This window comes from Occallatibacter sp., from assembly GCF_049582745.1.
GTDB lineage: Bacteria > Acidobacteriota > Terriglobia > Terriglobales > Acidobacteriaceae > Telmatobacter.
Genome location: NZ_JBAUUO010000074.1, coordinates 83,615 through 100,219 on the forward strand (window position 1 = coordinate 83,615; position 16,605 = coordinate 100,219).

At 59.7% G+C, this 16,605-nt stretch carries 16 protein-coding genes; 7 read left to right on the forward strand and 9 right to left on the reverse strand.

Features of this window, described 5'->3' with window-relative positions; genetic code table 11:
* Positions 1 to 23: 23 nt before the first annotated feature.
* The 4 genes from WCA10_RS12265 to WCA10_RS12280 form a co-directional block, all read right to left on the reverse strand.
* Positions 24 to 2,687: an ADOP family duplicated permease gene (locus WCA10_RS12265; RefSeq protein ID WP_472822806.1), complete on the reverse strand. Its 2,664-nt coding sequence runs from the start codon at positions 2,685 to 2,687 to the stop codon at positions 24 to 26.
* Positions 2,688 to 2,695: 8 nt separating this feature from the next.
* Positions 2,696 to 3,043: a PadR family transcriptional regulator gene (locus tag WCA10_RS12270; protein WP_472822807.1), complete on the reverse strand. Its 348-nt coding sequence runs from the start codon at positions 3,041 to 3,043 to the stop codon at positions 2,696 to 2,698.
* A gap of 126 nt (positions 3,044 to 3,169) precedes the next feature.
* Complete coding sequence (feoB, locus tag WCA10_RS12275; RefSeq protein ID WP_472822808.1) at positions 3,170 to 5,083, reverse strand: ferrous iron transporter B; 1,914 nt, start codon at positions 5,081 to 5,083, stop codon at positions 3,170 to 3,172.
* Positions 5,080 to 5,412: a FeoA family protein gene (locus tag WCA10_RS12280; RefSeq protein ID WP_472822809.1), complete on the reverse strand. Its 333-nt coding sequence runs from the start codon at positions 5,410 to 5,412 to the stop codon at positions 5,080 to 5,082. Before WCA10_RS12280 ends, feoB begins: the two co-directional genes overlap by 4 nt.
* Before the next feature lie 326 nt (positions 5,413 to 5,738).
* On the opposite strand from WCA10_RS12280, the gene WCA10_RS12285 reads away from it, so the two are divergent.
* Positions 5,739 to 6,029: a hypothetical protein gene (locus tag WCA10_RS12285; RefSeq protein WP_472822810.1), complete on the forward strand. Its 291-nt coding sequence runs from the start codon at positions 5,739 to 5,741 to the stop codon at positions 6,027 to 6,029.
* A gap of 37 nt (positions 6,030 to 6,066) precedes the next feature.
* On the opposite strand, the gene WCA10_RS12290 is transcribed toward WCA10_RS12285, so the two are convergent.
* A complete protein-coding gene (locus tag WCA10_RS12290; protein WP_472822811.1) occupies positions 6,067 to 7,041 on the reverse strand; it encodes an oxygenase MpaB family protein in 975 nt (324 codons plus the stop codon).
* Positions 7,042 to 7,088: 47 nt separating this feature from the next.
* Positions 7,089 to 7,868: a S24 family peptidase gene (locus WCA10_RS12295; RefSeq protein WP_472822812.1), complete on the reverse strand. Its 780-nt coding sequence runs from the start codon at positions 7,866 to 7,868 to the stop codon at positions 7,089 to 7,091.
* 167 nt (positions 7,869 to 8,035) lie between these two features.
* Between WCA10_RS12295 and WCA10_RS12300 the strand changes: the two genes are divergently transcribed.
* Positions 8,036 to 8,584, forward strand: a complete 549-nt coding sequence (locus WCA10_RS12300; RefSeq protein WP_472822813.1) for a response regulator — start codon at positions 8,036 to 8,038, stop codon at positions 8,582 to 8,584.
* A gap of 35 nt (positions 8,585 to 8,619) precedes the next feature.
* Here the strand turns inward: WCA10_RS12300 and WCA10_RS12305 are convergent, their stop codons facing one another.
* From WCA10_RS12305 to ku, 3 genes are all read right to left on the reverse strand, one after another.
* Positions 8,620 to 8,772: a lmo0937 family membrane protein gene (locus tag WCA10_RS12305; protein ID WP_472822814.1), complete on the reverse strand. Its 153-nt coding sequence runs from the start codon at positions 8,770 to 8,772 to the stop codon at positions 8,620 to 8,622.
* A 108-nt stretch (positions 8,773 to 8,880) separates the two neighbouring features.
* A complete protein-coding gene (gene ligD, locus WCA10_RS12310; RefSeq protein WP_472822815.1) occupies positions 8,881 to 11,604 on the reverse strand; it encodes a DNA ligase D in 2,724 nt (907 codons plus the stop codon).
* 2 nt (positions 11,605 to 11,606) lie between these two features.
* Positions 11,607 to 12,488: a non-homologous end joining protein Ku gene (gene ku / locus WCA10_RS12315; protein WP_472822816.1), complete on the reverse strand. Its 882-nt coding sequence runs from the start codon at positions 12,486 to 12,488 to the stop codon at positions 11,607 to 11,609.
* A 324-nt stretch (positions 12,489 to 12,812) separates the two neighbouring features.
* Between ku and WCA10_RS12320 the strand changes: the two genes are divergently transcribed.
* The 5 genes from WCA10_RS12320 (at position 12,813) to WCA10_RS12340 (ending at position 16,600) form a co-directional block, all read left to right on the forward strand.
* Positions 12,813 to 13,127, forward strand: coding sequence for a DUF3175 domain-containing protein (locus WCA10_RS12320; protein ID WP_472822817.1), 315 nt, complete (start codon positions 12,813 to 12,815; stop codon positions 13,125 to 13,127).
* A 51-nt stretch (positions 13,128 to 13,178) separates the two neighbouring features.
* On the forward strand, positions 13,179 to 14,300 hold the full coding sequence (locus WCA10_RS12325) for a hypothetical protein (RefSeq protein ID WP_472822818.1): 1,122 nt from the start codon (positions 13,179 to 13,181) through the stop codon (positions 14,298 to 14,300).
* A 151-nt stretch (positions 14,301 to 14,451) separates the two neighbouring features.
* On the forward strand, positions 14,452 to 15,294 hold the full coding sequence (locus WCA10_RS12330) for a sulfite exporter TauE/SafE family protein (RefSeq protein ID WP_472822819.1): 843 nt from the start codon (positions 14,452 to 14,454) through the stop codon (positions 15,292 to 15,294).
* Positions 15,295 to 15,305: 11 nt separating this feature from the next.
* Positions 15,306 to 15,695, forward strand: a complete 390-nt coding sequence (locus WCA10_RS12335) for a DUF1634 domain-containing protein (RefSeq protein WP_472822820.1) — start codon at positions 15,306 to 15,308, stop codon at positions 15,693 to 15,695.
* 134 nt (positions 15,696 to 15,829) lie between these two features.
* A complete protein-coding gene (locus WCA10_RS12340; RefSeq protein WP_472822821.1) occupies positions 15,830 to 16,600 on the forward strand; it encodes an SDR family NAD(P)-dependent oxidoreductase in 771 nt (256 codons plus the stop codon).
* Positions 16,601 to 16,605: the final 5 nt, after the last annotated feature.

Genomic DNA, 16,605 nt, shown 5'->3' on the forward strand with positions numbered 1-16,605 from the left:
ACGGGGCATGGGCATCCAACCGATCATTCGCAGCGTATCGCGCTCATGGGCTCAATGCGTGCGGCGCGGAGAGCGGGCAGCAGCGATGCGGCGCAGGCAATCACGGCCAGCGCCAGAAGTGATCCGGCAATCACCCATGGGTCGCGCGTTGAGGTCAGGTAAAGGAAACTGGCGAGCGCGCGGTCAGCCATCAAGGCGGCTGCAAGTCCAAAGATCGTGCCTCCAAGGACCACCCAGAGATTTTGCCCGAAGACCATCTGCGCCACCTGCGCGCGCCGTGCTCCGAGCGCCATGCGGATGCCAATCTCGCTGGTTCTCCGCGCCGTGGCGTAGGCCAGCGTGCCATAGAGGCCAACTGCCGTGACGGCCAGCGCGCAGATGGCGAAGAAAACCGATAACAAGGCCATCATGCGCTCCGACGCAAGCGACTCGTCCACAATGGTCTCCATCGAAGTCATCTCCGGAGCCGGTATTGAGGGCGCCATCTGCGTAACAAGGGTGCGGGCCGCTAAGGCAAGGGGCGCAGCCGATCCGTCGATGCGCACCACAGCCTGATAAGACTGCATGTGTTCCTCGGCCTGCGTCATGGGCACGTACGCGGTGGGAGGCGCTGGGGTGCGCAGATCAGTGTACTTGGCATCTCCCACGACACCCACAACCTGATAGGAAACCAACTTGTCTCCATCGTGGTTTTTGACGGTCCGCCCCAGCACGTTTCCGTCAGGGGCCAGCAGCTTTGCAGCCGACTGGTTGAGGACAATCTTCAGCACCTCAGCCTTGGTGTCATTCCACGTAAAGTCGCGCCCGGCGAAGATGGGAATGCGCATGGTGTCGAAGTAGCGGGGCGCCACGCTGTTCATGTAGATGTCGTGGTCTGCTCCGGCGGGGTCTGGAAAGTTTTCGTCCCACTGATAGCCCGTCAAGGGAACCATTTGCGCGAAGCTCACGCTCTTTACGCCGGGTTGATGTTGCAGCCGGTCGCCCATTTCACGGTAGAAAGCCATCAGCGCATCGTTTTTGAGTCCGAGCTTGTCCATGTTGAAGGCAATATTCTGGACGCCGCGCGGATCGAAGCCCAAGTTGCTGGTGTAAAGCCGCACCAGGCTCGATGCCAGCAGTCCTGCCCCCACCACCAGCATCAAGGCCAGACCCACTTCCACACCCAGCAGCACGCGTGGAAGAATCCCGCGCCGCTCGCGGGTTTGAGTGGCGTGCTGACCATCCTTGATGCGATCGATGAGGGCTCGCGAGGTGGCCTGGATTGCGGGAGCGAGCGCGAAGAGCAACGTGGCCACAATCGCCGCGAGAGCGGCGAAGCCAAACACGCGCACATCCAGCGAGGTGTCGAGAACCATGCCATTACCGCCTGTCAGCAGCATGGCAGCGAGTGATTTGCTGACCACCGGCGCAATCGCCAGGCCGGCCAGCGATCCGATCATGCCCAGCAGCAGGCCCTCCACGAGCAACTGCTGGATGAGCCTGCCGCGAGAGGCTCCCATCGCCATGCGTGTGGCCAGTTCCCGCTGGCGCGCGGTGCCTCGCGCCAGCAGCAGGCTGGCAAGATTGAGGCAAGCCAGCAGCAGAATCCCACCGCACATGGCGAATACTGCGACCAGCGGCTTGCGAAAGCTCATGCGGACGTAGTTGGCTCCTGTCGATCCCGGCTCCGCCGCAAATCGGAAGTGGTACTTCTCGCGGTTCGCGATCCACTTCGCGTCGGGCACCTTCGCACGCATGACGGCACCTGTGATCGCAGCTACCTGCGCATTGGCTTTCTCCAACGTGACTCCGGGCTGCAGGCGACCCATCACGGTGAGCCACCAGGCGTGATATCCATACGCTGTAAGGCTGCGCTCCCGATTGACGACGGGCTCTGTCGCAAGCGGCACAAAGATCTGCGGCCGCTGCAGGGGATCCCCGCCGATGAACCGCCTGGGCATGACCCCGACTACGGTGAAGACCACTCGATCGATTTCGAGCTTGCGCCCGATGACGTCGGGAGCGCGATTGAACCGCGTAATCCAATAGCTTTCGCCGATCACCACGCCGAAACCGTTGGGATTTCCGCCGGTTCGATCGTCTTCCGGTGTCAGCGTTCGCCCCAGGAGAGGCGGAGTTTGTAGTTCGCGGAAGAACGATCCGCTCACGAATTGGCCGGGGACTAGTTCGTTGCCACTTCCGCTCTTCACCTGGAACTTGTCATGATCGAAGGCAAACACATCGGTGAAGGCCTCGTGCCGGGACTCGATCCCACGGAAGATCGATTCGGGGAAGCTGTAGTTTCGCCGGGGGCCGTCTGTGTCCATTCCTATGACGACCAGCCGATCGCTGGCCGGCACCGCGAGCGGCCGGAGAAGCAGGCCATTGATCATAGAAAAGACTGTTGTATTCGCTCCGACGCCGAGCGCGAGAGTGATGATGGCGGTAAATGTGAAGCCGGGCGACTTGCGCAACTGGCGCATCGCATAACGGACATCGTGCATCCACAACTCGAGCCGCAGCCATTTCCACTGGTCGCGTGTTACATCGGCAATCAAGGGAGCATTCCCGAGTTCGCGCATGGCCGATTTGCGTGCATCCGCGGGTGATTGCCCGCGTGCTATCCGGTCTGCGATGGCCAGATTCAGATGGCTCTCGATCTCTTCAATCAGTTCCGATTTGCGCCGCAAAAATGAAAATAGTCTCACGCGCCACCTCACTTGGCCGTCATGATGCCTTCGATTGTCGCGACCATCTTTCCCCAGCGTTCATAATCGGAGGCCAGTTGCTCCTTGCCGAGCTTCGTAATCTTGTAGAACTTCGCGCGCTGATTGCTTTCGCTCTGCTTCCATTCAGCCTTGACCCAGCGTTGGCGCTCCAGCCGATGCAGCGCCGGATAGAGCGAGCCGGTTTCAACCTGCAACACGTCGCCGGAATTCGCGCGAATGGTCTGGCTGATGCCATATCCATGCTGCTCGCCCCACTGGAGGGTCTTGAGGATCAGCATGTCCAGGGTTCCCTGGAGGAGTTCGATTCGATTCTGATAACCGTCTTTCATCGCCATAGGCTGTAGACCTTCTACATCAAAAATGATGTAGATAATCTACCCCCTGATGAGCGAGAGCGCAAGAGCGTTTTTGGGATGTGGTTCGAAGGCGAAGGAAACACAACAGCAAATGCTTCGACTTCGTTATCCGAAGAGGGCGGTGATGATGTGGTTGACGGCGAAGGCGGAGATGTAGGCCAGCACAAGCATGTAGCCGAATTGGATGGCAGGCCACTTCCAACTGTTGGTCTCGCGGCGAACCACGGCCATGGTGGAGGTGCATTGCATGGCGAAGGCGAAGAAGATCATGAGGGCGACTGCGCCGCCGAGGGTCATGTCGTGGTGCAGGGCAGTCTGCAGATGCATGGTCTGCGTTGCAGGATCGGCGCCGTAGAGGGTGCCCATGGTGGAGACCATGACTTCGCGGGCGAGCACGCTGGAGATGAGGCCGATGCCGACCTTCCAGTTGAAGCCGAGGGGAGCGATGACGGGTTCGATGAAGTGGCCGAGCTTTCCAATCACGCTGTCGGCGAGTTCGGGTGCGGCGTAGTGGCCGTTGTGCAAAGGCACGGGCGGAATGTGCGCGAGGAGCCAGAGAGCGAGGGTCACGCAGAGAATGACGGTGCCGGCCTGGCGAAGGAAGACGCTGGCGCGATCGACAAGACGCATGGCCAGCGCGCGGAAGGTGGGCATGCGGTATTGGGGCAACTCGAGAATGAAAGGGGCTTCGCTGGACTTGAGGATTGAGCTTTTGAGCAGGCGGGCCGTGGTCATCGCGGCAACGAATCCGGCGAGGTAGAGCCCGAGCATGACGATGGTGCGAAGACCGAGGAATCCGTGCAGGAAAGCGATGTTGGGAATGAAGGCCGCGATCAAAAGCATGTAGACAGGCAGGCGTGCAGAGCACGTCATGAAGGGCGTGACGAGGATGGTGGCGAGGCGGTCGCGCTTGTTCTCGATGGTGCGGGTGGCCATGATGGCGGGCACGGCGCAGGCATAGGCGGAGAGCAGAGGGATGAAGGCTTTGCCATTGAGGCCGATGGTGCGCATGACGCGGTCGGCGATGAGCGCGGCGCGGGCGAGATAGCCGGAGTCTTCGAGGATTCCGATGAAAAGAAAAAGCAACAGGATCTGCGGGAGGAAGACGAGCACGGAGGAGATGCCCTTCCATGCGCCATCGAGAACAAGCGATTGCAGCCAACCGGCTGGGAGCAACGGGCGGGCCATCGATCCCATTTTTCCGAGGATGTAGCCGAAGCCGTCGCTCATCGGCTGGCCAATGGAGAAGACGACTTCAAAGACGCCGATGACGACGATGAGAAAGAGCAGCGGACCCCAGAAGCGATGGAGAAGGATGTTGTCGAGCTTGCGGCTGTTTTCAGCCGAAAGCGGAGCGCGATAACCAGTGCGGCGGCTTACCTGCGCGGCCCACGTATGGGTGCTGGCGGCATTGCCGAGCACGGGGAGCGAGAGCGGCTTCTGCGCAGCCTGGGGCGAGTCGTGCTGATGGAGGAAGAGCGGCACGGCGTCGAGTCCGGTGCCGTGAACAGCGCTGATCTGAGCGACGGGAGCACCGAGTTCCTTAGCGAGCTTGAGCGGGTCGATCACGCCGCCGCGCGATTCCATCAAGTCGCTCATGTTGAGCAGGACGAGTGTGGGCAATCCGAGAGCGAGGACGGGGGCGGCGAGCATCAACTGGCGCGTGAGGTGCAGGGAATCGAGCACGAGGAGAACGGCATCGGGTTTCGGCGTGCCGGGCATTTTGCCCTTGAGCACGTCAATGGAGACGCGCGCGTCTTCAGAGTACGGAGTAAGCGAATAGACGCCGGGGAGGTCAATGAGGGTGAGGTCGTCGCGGCCCACGCCGGACATCAATCCCGAGCGCTGCTCGACGGTGACGCCGGGGTAGTTGGCAACTTTCTGGCGCAGACCGGTGAGGCGATTGAAGAGCGTGGACTTGCCGGAGTTGGGCGGACCGATGAGGACGACGGTCCTGAGACTCCCAGATATGGGGGCAAGAGGCGCTTCAAACGCCGGCGTCTCGCAGCAGGCATTCATCTGATGGCACCGGCAAATTCGTGAATTTCAGTCTGACGCTCGCGCTGCACTTCGGCAGCGATCTTTTCGAGCTCGGCGTCGAGTTCGCCCCGGGGCGTATCGGTGGTGTTGCGAACGCGGATCGCCTGGGCGGTCTCACGGCGCAGAGCGATCTCCATGCCGTCGATGCCGTAGACCGTGGGATCGCCGGCGGGAGCGTGACGCAGTGCGGTGACGAGGGCGTCGGGGACAAAGCCCATGTGCATGAGGTAGTTCTGTACGGAGTCGGGGAGTTCGAGGGAGACCAGGGTGGCGGTTTCGCCGATGCGCAGATCCGTCAACACAGTCACTTGGCGAACTCCCACGGATTGCCGAAAACGCAGCAACCGATAACTACGACCAGAATGGTCTGAGTTCAGTATACGACCATTTTGGTCGGAATCGCAAACGCTAGTCCGGATTGGTGCTTTTCGGGGGAATCCCATGGACCGACCTCCTGGAAGGAGTGCTTGTGCATCGTGCCGCTACGTGCTTTATCGACCCCTTCAGAACGCGTATCATAGCAAGCTGAAATTGAGACTATTCTTATCCGTAGGAGCCGTCGGAAGATGTGATTTAGGTCACTTAACGGATGAAAAGAACGAACAGGATACGAGGAGATGGGGAGGGCGATGCGATGAAGGCGATTCAGTTCCGTGAAAGCACCAGGCAACAGATTCCGCCGGAGGATTTGTCGGCACCGCTGGCGGCGCTGTGGTGGGATGCGAAGGGCGACTGGACGCAGGCGCACGGCCTTGTGGATGAGTTGGAGACGAAGGACGGCATGGCGGTGCATGCCTATCTGCATCGCAAAGAGGGTTCGCTCGCAAACGCGGACTACTGGTATGCACGTGCGGGGCGCGAGTTTCATCGTCCGGAGCTGGACGACGAGTGGGAAGCACTGGTGGCGGAGTTGCTGGCGAAGTAGAGATGTGATGTGAACGCGGGGTGTGATTCTCGCTGGCTTAATCGGCGAAAGGCATGCGGGGCTGGCCGATCCAGAAGCGGTTGCTGCGTTGCGTGAGGAAGCGGGGGGCTCGATGGGCGAGGCGCGCTTGTGCTTCGCGCCAGGGGCCGACGTAGCGCAGGGGCGCGGGTAGTTTTGCGTAGATGCGCGGGAGATTGTGGAGGGCTTTCTTTGCGCGCGATTGTTCAGTGGAATCGAAGGGCAGGGCAAACTCCTGGCGGAAGCGCGGCGGCAGCCACTGGGCAGTGAGCGCCTGATACCAGCGGGGAATGGGAATCCAGGAGCCTGCGCCGGTCATGATGCGGTGCGCCACGGCGCGAGAGCGATCATCGACGCCGAGGGCCTGCGATGTGGACATCTCGCCGATGTAAATCTGGAAGGCCAGCCAGTCGGCGGGAAGGGCTTCGGGCGGGAGTCCGAAGAGGCCGGCGAGGATTTTCGATTCGGCATAGTAGGCGGCGAGTTCCGCGTCTTTGAGCGGCGGAAGAACGGAGTGGTATGCGGTGATGGCGCTGTCAATGAGGGTGGCGTAGACCCAGAGCAGTGCGGGAATGTGCAGCGCCTGGTAGCGAGAGTCTTTTGCATAGGCGGCAACGCTGGCGGGAAGTTCGCCGGTGATGGCGGTGTGCAGTTGATAAAGCGAGCGTGCGGCGAGAAAGGCCTGCGGCGCGGAGCCGAAGATCATGGTGAAGACAACGCGGAAGGTGTTGTGAAAGCGCGCGACGGGTTTGGCGAGCAGGGAGGAATGCTGATCGAGCGCAACGGCGACCCATGGGTGCGCAAGCTGCAGGAGGGCGGCGCGTCCGGCTCCGAGGAACAGCGCGGCTTCACGATTGATGCGCCAGGTGAGGGAGTCGGGGCCGAAAATTCCGGCGACGGGATTCTTTACGCGTGCTTGCGCGGCTGCGATGCAAAGTTCGAGATCGTGGCGCGAGACGGTGGTAGCGGAATCGGCTGTGACGGGGGACGGCATCGGTTGATTAGATGATCGCCTGAGCGGGACGAAATGTCACCGCGGTGTCAGGAGTCGTGTTTGGCGTCTTTGGAGACCCACCAGAGGACTTCGCCGAAGATCTTCCACTTGGTGGCGTTGCTGACATCGAGAGGAAGGTACTTGGGATTTGCGGATACGAGAAGATCGGAGCCGGCTAGGCGCTGCAGGCGCGCGACTTTGAAGCCGAGGTCACGATGAGCAACGACGACGAGCTTTTCATTGAGATGGCTGCGCTCAGTAACGGCGGTGTCGACGAAGAGGATGGATCCGGAAGGGATGACGGGAAACATGGAGTCGCCAGCGACATGCATGCTGAGCATGTTTTCAGGGTGCGGGCACCAGGAGAGCGGAGCGAGAAGCACATCTTCGACTTTGGCCTGGGAGAGGCGCACGTTTTCGTGCGGGGGAACGCGGTCGCCGAAAGCGGTGACGTTCATGAGGGGAATGGCGACCGCATTGGCATTGCCGCTGAGGTGCTGCGAGACTTTTTTAGTCGTGATGAGGTTGAAGTCTTCGAGGGAAGCGCGGATGGAGGAGAGGGTCTGGCGCAGGCTGGCGTCGGGGAGTTCGGAGGTGTCAATGCCGGCCCGCTCCCAGAAGTAGGCGCCGTCAGGTCTGCCGGCGAGATTGCCGAGCGCGACGTAGGTCTCGGCGGTAGGTTCGTTTTTTCCCGCGAGCCAGCGCGAGACGGTTGCGGGGGAAACGCCGAGGCGGTCTGCGAGGCCGGCCTGGGTGAGTTTCAGTTCGTTCAACAGTCGCCGAATGCGGTCGGACCATTCGCGGGTTGTGGGTTCAAGTTCAGCCATCAGAGGGGTTTCTGCGCGCTCGGCCGCTCAATTTCATCGGTGCAATTGCTCTAATGAAATCAACGATTTATCGTCATCCGAGGTATACTAGCAGGCTTTTCTGCGCATCGTAAGCCAGCATGGGGAGCAGGGTTATACAACCGGGTTCCGCGGCAAAGATGAGCAAAATGGGCGCGGAAACGGGGAACGATGGCCTGGGGGGCACTGGGCAACGCAGCGAGACTTCGCTCCCTGATTCTGACGCATCGGGATCGGTTTCGTCCAACGGCGCACATGGATCAACGATGCAGGATTGGGGCAGCGTGCATGGACTGTCGGAGGTAAAGGGTCGGCGGCGCATTCTGATCGTCGATGACGAATTGGCGATTGCCGATACATTGCAATTGATCTTCAAGTTGCAACGTTATGACGCGCGCGTGGCCTACTCGGCCGAACGTGCCGTGGAGTTGATTGCGCAGTGGCAACCGGAACTGGCGATCCTGGATGTGATTTTGTCGGAGATGAACGGGATAGATCTGGCAATCGTGATCAAGGCAAATCATCCGAAGTGCCATGTGATTCTCTTCTCGGGGCATACGAATACTGCGATGCTGCTGGAAGAGGCGGTCAGAAAAGGGCACAACTTCGAGGTGCTGGCGAAGCCCGTGATGCCGGAATTGATACTGGAGCGGGCGTCTGAACTTTTGAGCTTGCCCGATGAACCGGCATACGACTGATCTGAATTCGCTGCCAAGATGGGAATGGCGCCGGCCTAGAGGGCGGACCGGCGGCCTGAGAAGAGCTGGATGACCAGCACGATCAGCGCCAACAAGAGCACGATGTGAATGTAGGCTCCGAGCGCGTGGAAACCGACCCAGCCAAGCAGCCACAGTACGAGAAGAATTACAAAAATTGTCCAGAGCATTCTTTACTCCTGCAAATTAGCGTTCTGCTGCCGAGTGGGATGAAGCAGCCTCTGCGCCGGTTGCATGCGTGTTGAAGATAGGCGAAGCGACGGCAGCAACCAGGCTTCTCAGCCTTTGGCAGCGCGCATGATTTTGGCGGTGAGACGCTGTTTGATGCGCGGCATCGCGGCCCAGGGATCGGTAGAGAGGCGCGCTTTCCATTCGCTGAAGTCGGCTACGTGGAACGCGGGGCGCGATTTTGCATTGAGGTCTTTCCAGTCGAGGGGAAGAGCAACAGGCGCGCCGGGGCGGGCACGCGTCGAAAAGGGAGCGATGGCGGTGGAACCACGATCGTTCCGGAGATAATCGAGATAGATGCGGTTCGTGCGGATCGCCTTAGTCATCTTGGTGACATAGAGGCCGGGATTCTTTCGTTCGATTCCCAGAACAATGTTGTGTGCAAATTCCTTGATAGCGGGCCATTCGTTTTCGGGGCGGATAGGAGCCAGGACATGCAGTCCCTTGCCGCCGGTGGTCTTAAGGAAACTTTCAAGACCAAGGTCTTCGAGGCGTGAACGCAATTCCTTTGCGGTCGCGCCAAGCGTCTTCCAGTCGATGGATTCGTCGGGATCAAGGTCGAAGATGATGCGGTCTGGCTTTTCGAGGGAATCGTTTTTCGAGCCCCACGGATGGATTTCGAGCACACCCATTTGAGCGAGGCCGACGAGGCCTTCGGCGGAGTTGAGGGTGATGTACTGCTCGGTTGATGCGTTCTTTTTGTTGGGGACGGGAACACTGCCGATGCCGGGAGGAAGGCCCATGCCGATGTGCTTTTGAAAGAAGCACGGTTTGCCGGCGCCCTCGGGGCAGCGAAGGATGCTGAGCGGTCGGTCGGCGATATGGGGCAACATGTGATCGGCCACCGCGATGAGGTAGTTGGCCAGCATCAGCTTGGTCATCCCGGATTCAGGGTCGAGGATTTTGTCGGGATGGGTGATGGGCAGATCGGTCCTGGTTCTACCTGTTGAACTGGCTGCGGCTTTATGCGTGGCTCGGCCCGCTTTTGATTGCGGGGACTTGGGGGGATCGGACTTCATAGCTGCCGCGGATCCTGGCGGCTCGGCTCTTTCGCGGACGACTTCGTTGGCAGGTTTGTCTTCGCGGAGTCCTTTGAATGCTGCCTGGCGGACGAGATTGTCGCGGGTCCAGTTAGAGAAGGAGATTTGCGCGACCAGTTCCGGTTTGACCCAATGCACTCCGCGTGAGACGCCTTTCGGCACGTCGGTGAATGGCGATTTGGATTGCACGAGCTTGCCGAGTTGTTTGTGCAGGGTTTGCTGGGTCTTTTGCGTGAAGCCAGTGCCGGATCGGCCGGCGTAATGCAATTTGCCGTTTGCGAAATATCCGATGATTAAAGCGCCGATACCGGTACTGCCATTGGATGGATCGGTGAAGCCGCCGATTACGAATTCCTGTTCCTGGAAGCATTTCGATTTGATCCATGAATTGCCGCGGGTGGAAGAGTAAGGAGCCGACGCGAGCTTGGAGACGATGCCTTCTGCGCCGAGTTTGCAGGCTTCGTTGAAGACCTTTTTGCCGTCTGCTGCGAAGTGTTCGCTGAAGCGGATGAGCGCGTCGTCATCGAGGCCGGCGAGAAGTTTCGCGAGAAGCTCTTTGCGTTTGAGGAGCGGCAATGCGCGGAGGTTGTGGCCGTCGAGATGAAGCAGGTCGAAGGCGAAGTAGGTGAGGTTGGACTTTGTGCCTTCCTGAAATGCGATTTGCAGGTCGGCAAAGCTGGTGGCGCCTTTTTCATCGAGGACGACGGCTTCTCCGTCGAGGATGGCGCTGTCGCAGGGGAGTTGTTCGACGGCACGCGCGAGAGTCGGCATGCGATGTGTCCAGTCGAGGCCTTTGCGGGTCAGAAGCGAGACGCGCTTTTTGCGGGAATCGCCGGCGGGACGCACCTGGATTTGAATGCGGTAGCCGTCGAGCTTGAGTTCATGGACCCAGCCTTCGCCTGAGGGTGGAGCGGTGGAGGCTTTGGCCAATTGGGGAGCGATGAAGGCCGGGAACTTTTCGGTTGGAGCGGATTTCAGCGATGCCGTGAAGGAAGGTTTGGACTTCGTTTTCTTTCGAGGAGCGGGCGGCTTCGTTGCTTCGGGTTGCTGGTCAGGCGGCCGATTGCTGTGCCACACGCGGTCGCTATCCTTGCCGATCTCCTCGATGGTGCGGTTGCTGATAGCGCTGTCAGGCATACGATCGGTGATGGATGGTTGATCTTCGGTGCGGGCGAATTCGTCGCGGTCTTTGATGAGGAGCCACTTCGGTTTGCCGGGACGTGCGTCGAGCGTTTTCATGCGCACAAGCGCCCAGCGGCCATTCATCTTCTGGCCTTTGAGATTGAATTTGAGGTGGCCTTCGGCGAGAGCGCGATCGACGTCGTCGTAATCCTTGACGGCTTCCCATTCGCCGAAGTCCCACAGCATGACGGATCCGCCGCCGTACTGGCCCTTGGGGATAGTGCCTTCGAAGTTGCCGTATTCAAGGGGATGATCTTCCACCTGGACGGCGAGGCGCTTGTCGGCGGGGAGGTCGCTGGGGCCCTTGGCGACGGCCCAGCTTTTGAGCACGCCGTTCCACGCAAGGCGGAAATCATAGTGAAGGCGCGTGGCCGCGTGTTTCTGGACGACGAAGGGGAGCGCGCCGCCTTGGGTGGCAGCCTGGATTGCGCCTTTGTTTCCGCGGGGCTCAGCGGTGACTTTGAAATCCCGCATCTCCCGGTACCGCTTGAGCTGGTCTTCCAGCACGCCGGCTGGATCGTTCTTGCGAGAGGCGGTCTTTGCCTTTGGCATGGTTATGCGGCCTTACGAGAGCGTTTGCGAGACTTGACCAGTGTAGGGCCATTTTTCGACGGGCGCGAGGTCGCGGGTCTGGGATGCTTAGGGGCGTTCTCCGTTTCGCTCACGCTGCGTTTCAGCGCGTCCATGAGACTGACGACCTTTGCACGCGGTTTGGCCTCGGCGACTGGCAGGGGCGACTTGGTGCGCCTGGCCTCAATGAGTTCGTGGAGCGCGGCTTCGTAGTCGTCTTTGAAATCGTCGAGATGAAACGGCGCGGATTGGGCCCGGATGAGATCGTTGGCGAGGGCCAGCTGCTTTTTGTCGACGGCATGTTCTTTAATGCTGTCGAAATATTCTTTGGGATCGCGCAGCTCTTCGGCATAGCGCAGGGTGTAGGCCATCAGGCCGCGCGCGTTTTTCTGCGGCGCGGGGGCAATAGCGACGAGGTGCTCGCGGCCGCCGAACGCGACTTCGCCGATGGCGACTTTGTCGGCCTGCTGCATGGCGGTACGAACGACCGCGAACGCCTCGATGGAGCCTTTGGGGTCGGGAACGACGAAGTAGGGTTTTTCGAAAAGGGTAGGGAGCAATTCCCTGGCGTCGACAAATTGCGCAACGTCGATCGTATTCTGCGTTTCGAGGCGGAGCTTTTTTACCTCTTCGGGCTCGACAATCACATATTTGCCTTTGCTGTACTCGTAGCCTTTGACGATGTCGTCGTTGTCGACCGGCTCGTCGCCATTGATGACGTTGAGATGGTGGACGCGCTGATGGGTCTTGCGATCAATCTGATGGAAGGAGATTTCGGATGCGGCGCTGGTGGCAGGAAAGAGTTGAATGCCGAAGGATACGAGCGAAATGCGAAGTTGCCCAGACCAGAATGGACGGCCAGCCATGCCTGCCTCCTTGGGGAGTCGGGGCGCGCGCACGGGTAGGAATCGCGTGTGGTGCCCGCTCTCGCAGCCCCAGTCGTTCGATGTAGCGATTATGGGGCAAGTTGTCCCTGGAGGGGTGCTGACTGGATCAGGCAGCGTGTGTTCAGGCAGCGGCATCACAGGGGCATGATTCGCAAACTCAAATCCGGAGAATATCGGTTGTATTCGAAGAAGAAGGATGCTTCGACTGGGAAGCGGCGCAACCTTGGAACATTTTCAACGCTGGAGAAGGCGAAGAAACACGAGCGCGATGTTCAGTATTTCAAGAGGCACTAGGAGCGCGGATTGAAAACGAAGGCAGAGAAGCGTGGGTCTGGAACTGGCTCGAAGCGGAAGTGGGTGAGCAAGGTCAAGACGCTTTCGACGTACCCGCCGGAGGGGCTGTTTACCAAAGATGCGGCGACGATCGCGCGGCAACTGGCGTCGAAGAAGGTTTCGCCGAAGAGGCCGGGATCGGGAATGCGGGTGCTGACCTACTTTATCAATCGCGCGGGAAAGGGGCTGAGCAAGTCGCGCAGGGCAAAACTGGAAAAAGCGAAGAAGCTGCTTTCGAAGCGCGTGAAGGCCGCACGGGAAAAGACTAAAGCGAGCGCCGGTTAGAAAGGCTAGATCGACTGCTGTTGACGCGAAACGCGGGTGCGATGCTTTACCATGCGCTTGTACGTGCCGAATGAATCCCCAACGACGGTAACGAATTTACTGAATGGCTCGGTGCTTGTGCTGATCCAGTTTGACGTGTGCGAAGAACTGCGCCTGGATCAGCTGAGGAACGTGAAGGAGCGGACTGTTCAGCAGCAGCCGAGCATGAAGCACGGTGCTCCTGCGTATGTGCGCTATGAGCGGCCGCCGGTGGTGGAACCGCTGGAGGCGCTGCAACTCGACAGCGGAGAACGGCTGGAAGGCGTAATCAAGTACTACGACTACGGGGTGGTCAGCGTTGTGTTTCAGCTGCCGTTTTCAGGCGGGTGGGACAACCTGGTGCAGCTGGCGAGCCGGTGGGTGTGGGATATCGATTTTGCTTCGCGGGCCGAACCACTGGTGAGGGCGAGGCTGGATCAATATGCGGATGCGATGATTCGGCCGGCAGCGCGGTGGCTGAGCGAAGACTACTTCATTTTTCACGTGAGCGAGGGGCCGGAAGGCCCGGCGGCTGCGGATCTGATTCTGGATCACGGGCCCGAAATCGCACAAGTGGTTCGCGGAGACAGGATGCGGCTGTCCCAGGGGGAATGCAATGAGGTTCTGCACTCGCAGATTTCGTATTACGCAAATGACCTGACGGTGATCGGCTGGAATGCGGCGTTTCTTTACGACAGCACGGCAGGCGCGGAGACCGCGATTCAACTGCTGGAGTATGCGAATTCGCAGCTGCTGGAGTTTCGGCATTACGACGAATTGCTGACGGCAATTCTGGACAAGGCATACGCGCTGCTGGAGCAGAGGACGGGAGTGTTCGCGCGGTGGAGGATGGCGAAGTCGGCGCGCACACTGCACACGACGCTGCTGGATGTGGCGGAGCTGACGGAGCGCGCGGATAATGCGATCAAGTTCTTGAGCGATATGTTTGCGGCGAGGCTTTACAGGCTGGCAGCGGCCAAGGTGGGCGTTCCGGATTACAAGGAACTTGTTTCGCGCAAGGTGAAGACGGCCGAAGACCTGTACAACTATATGGTGGATCAGTTCGATCAGAGCCGGGCGTTTTTCCTGGAGTTTACGGTCGTGCTGATCCTGCTGATCGAATTGTTTTATCTGTTCAGGGGGAAACCGTTGTGAGGGAGCGAATAGCTGAAGCGTTTACGGGAAAGCGTCTGGGACTCGGCCAAAGAAAACGTCCCTCAGCGGCTAAAGCCGCCAAGGGGCTTGTGCCACTTTCGGCACGGCTATAGCCGTGCCCTTTCAAAGCAACGGGTTTCACATTTTTTCTATGGCATTGTTGACGTTTACTGCACTTCTTTTTGTTGGTGCGCTGCTTGCAGGGCTGCTGGGGGCGCTTACAGGACTCGGCGGCGGCGTTGTGCTGGTGCCGCTGCTGACGCTGGGATTTCATGTAGACATTCGCTATGCCATCGGGGTGTCGCTGATCTCAGTGATTGCGACTTCGTCGGGGGCGGCGGCGGCGTACGTGCGCGAGGGATTTTCGAGCGTGCGGATCGGGATGTTTCTGGAGGTGGCGACGACGCTGGGGGCGATTCTGGGCGCATACCTGGCGACGGTAGTCCACACGCAGGCGCTGGCGATCATCTTTGGCGTTGTGCTGCTGTATTCGTCGTTTCTCTCCTGGCAGCAGGCGCGGAATCCGGTTCCTGAACTGAAGAAGGGTAGTCCGTGGTCGGGCAGGCTGAGGTTATCGGGAGACTATCCGGCGAAGGACGGATCGCGCTGCAAATATGAAGTTGAGAATATTCCGGGCGGGTTCGGGATGATGTTTGTTGCGGGGGCGCTGTCGGGATTGCTGGGCATCGGATCGGGCGCGGTGAAGGTGCTGGCGATGGACCGGATCATGAAGGTTCCCTTCAAGGTTTCGACGACGACAAGCAACTTCATGATCGGCGTGACGGCGGCGGCGAGTGCGGGAATCTTTCTGCATCGTGGCCTGATCGCGCCGGGACTCGCGTTTCCGGTAATGCTGGGGGTACTGAGCGGATCGCTGATCGGCGCGCGGTACCTGGTGCGGGCGCATGTTGGGGTGCTACGGATCGTGTTCACGTTCGTGGTGCTGGCGCTGGGAGTCGAGATGATTGTCAACGGGGTGAAGCAATGGTTCTGAGGGAGAAGCCGATGCCGGAGGGGCACGAAGAGCATTTCGACGACCGCGAGATGGAGTCGATCATGGGGCGTTTGCTCCAGGTCGGCGTGCTGCTGGCGTCGTTTGTAATGCTGGTGGGTGGAATCCTTTACGTGCGGGCCCATCATGCGGCGATACCGGATTACCGGGTTTTCAAGAGCGAACCGCAGGCGTTGAGGCGCATCGGCGGAGTGATGCGGGGTGCAGCGAAGGGTGACTCCGAGGCGGTGATTCAACTGGCAGTGCTGCTGCTGATTGCTACCCCGGTAGCCCGGGTGGTGTTTGCTCTGATTGCGTTCGGAATCGAGCGGGACAAGCTCTATATTGCGGTCAGCGCCGTGGTGCTGGCGGTGCTGCTGTTTGGGTTTTTTCGGTCGCAGTGACCGGGGTCGTGCGGTCTGTTGAGCCTGAGAAGTTTCAGGGCTCCGACTCCGGAATCGCTGGGTTTTGATGCGCCTTCCTTCTGATCATGCATCTAATGCAAAGTACAGACATTCTTTCTCTTTTTGGGGGAGCGATGAAGCGTTTTGAGGGGAAGGTCGCGATCGTTACCGGCGCCGGATCGGGGATTGGACAGGGAATTGCGAAGCGGCTTGGCTGCGAGGGCGCCAAGGTGATCGTGGATTATGTGGGCAATCCCGATGGAGCGCAGGAGACCGAAGCTGCAATTGAAAAGGCCGGCGGGCAGGGGAGCATCGTGCGGGCTGACGTGACGCGGATGAATGATGTGAAGTGGTTGGTTGACTCTGCGTGGGAGCAGTTTGGATCGGCGGACATCCTGGTGAACAATGCGGGGATGGAGAAGAAGTCGGAGTTCTGGGATACTCCGGAGAGCGATTATGACCAGGTGATGGCGGTGAATCTGCGCGGGCCGTTCTTTCTGACCCAGACGTTTGTGCGGCGATTGCGGGACGCGAAGAAAACGGGGCGCGTGATCAACATCAGTTCGGTGCATGAGGACATGGTGTTTCCGGGGTTCGACTCGTATTGCTGCAGCAAAGGCGGATTGCGCATGTTGATGCGGAATCTTGCGGTGGAACTAGGACCGCTGGGCATTACGGTGAACAATGTGGCGCCTGGGGCTATCGCGACGCCGATCAACAAGGCGCTGCTTGAGGACAAGCCGAAGCTGGATGCGCTGCTCAAGAATATTCCGCTGGGGCGGATGGGGACGCCGGAGGATGTGGCGGGCGTTGTGGCTTTTCTGGCGTCGGACGACGCGGCTTATGTGACGGGCTCGACGTTCGTGGTGGACGGCGGGCTGATGCGCAATTATCGAGAACAATAAAGCGA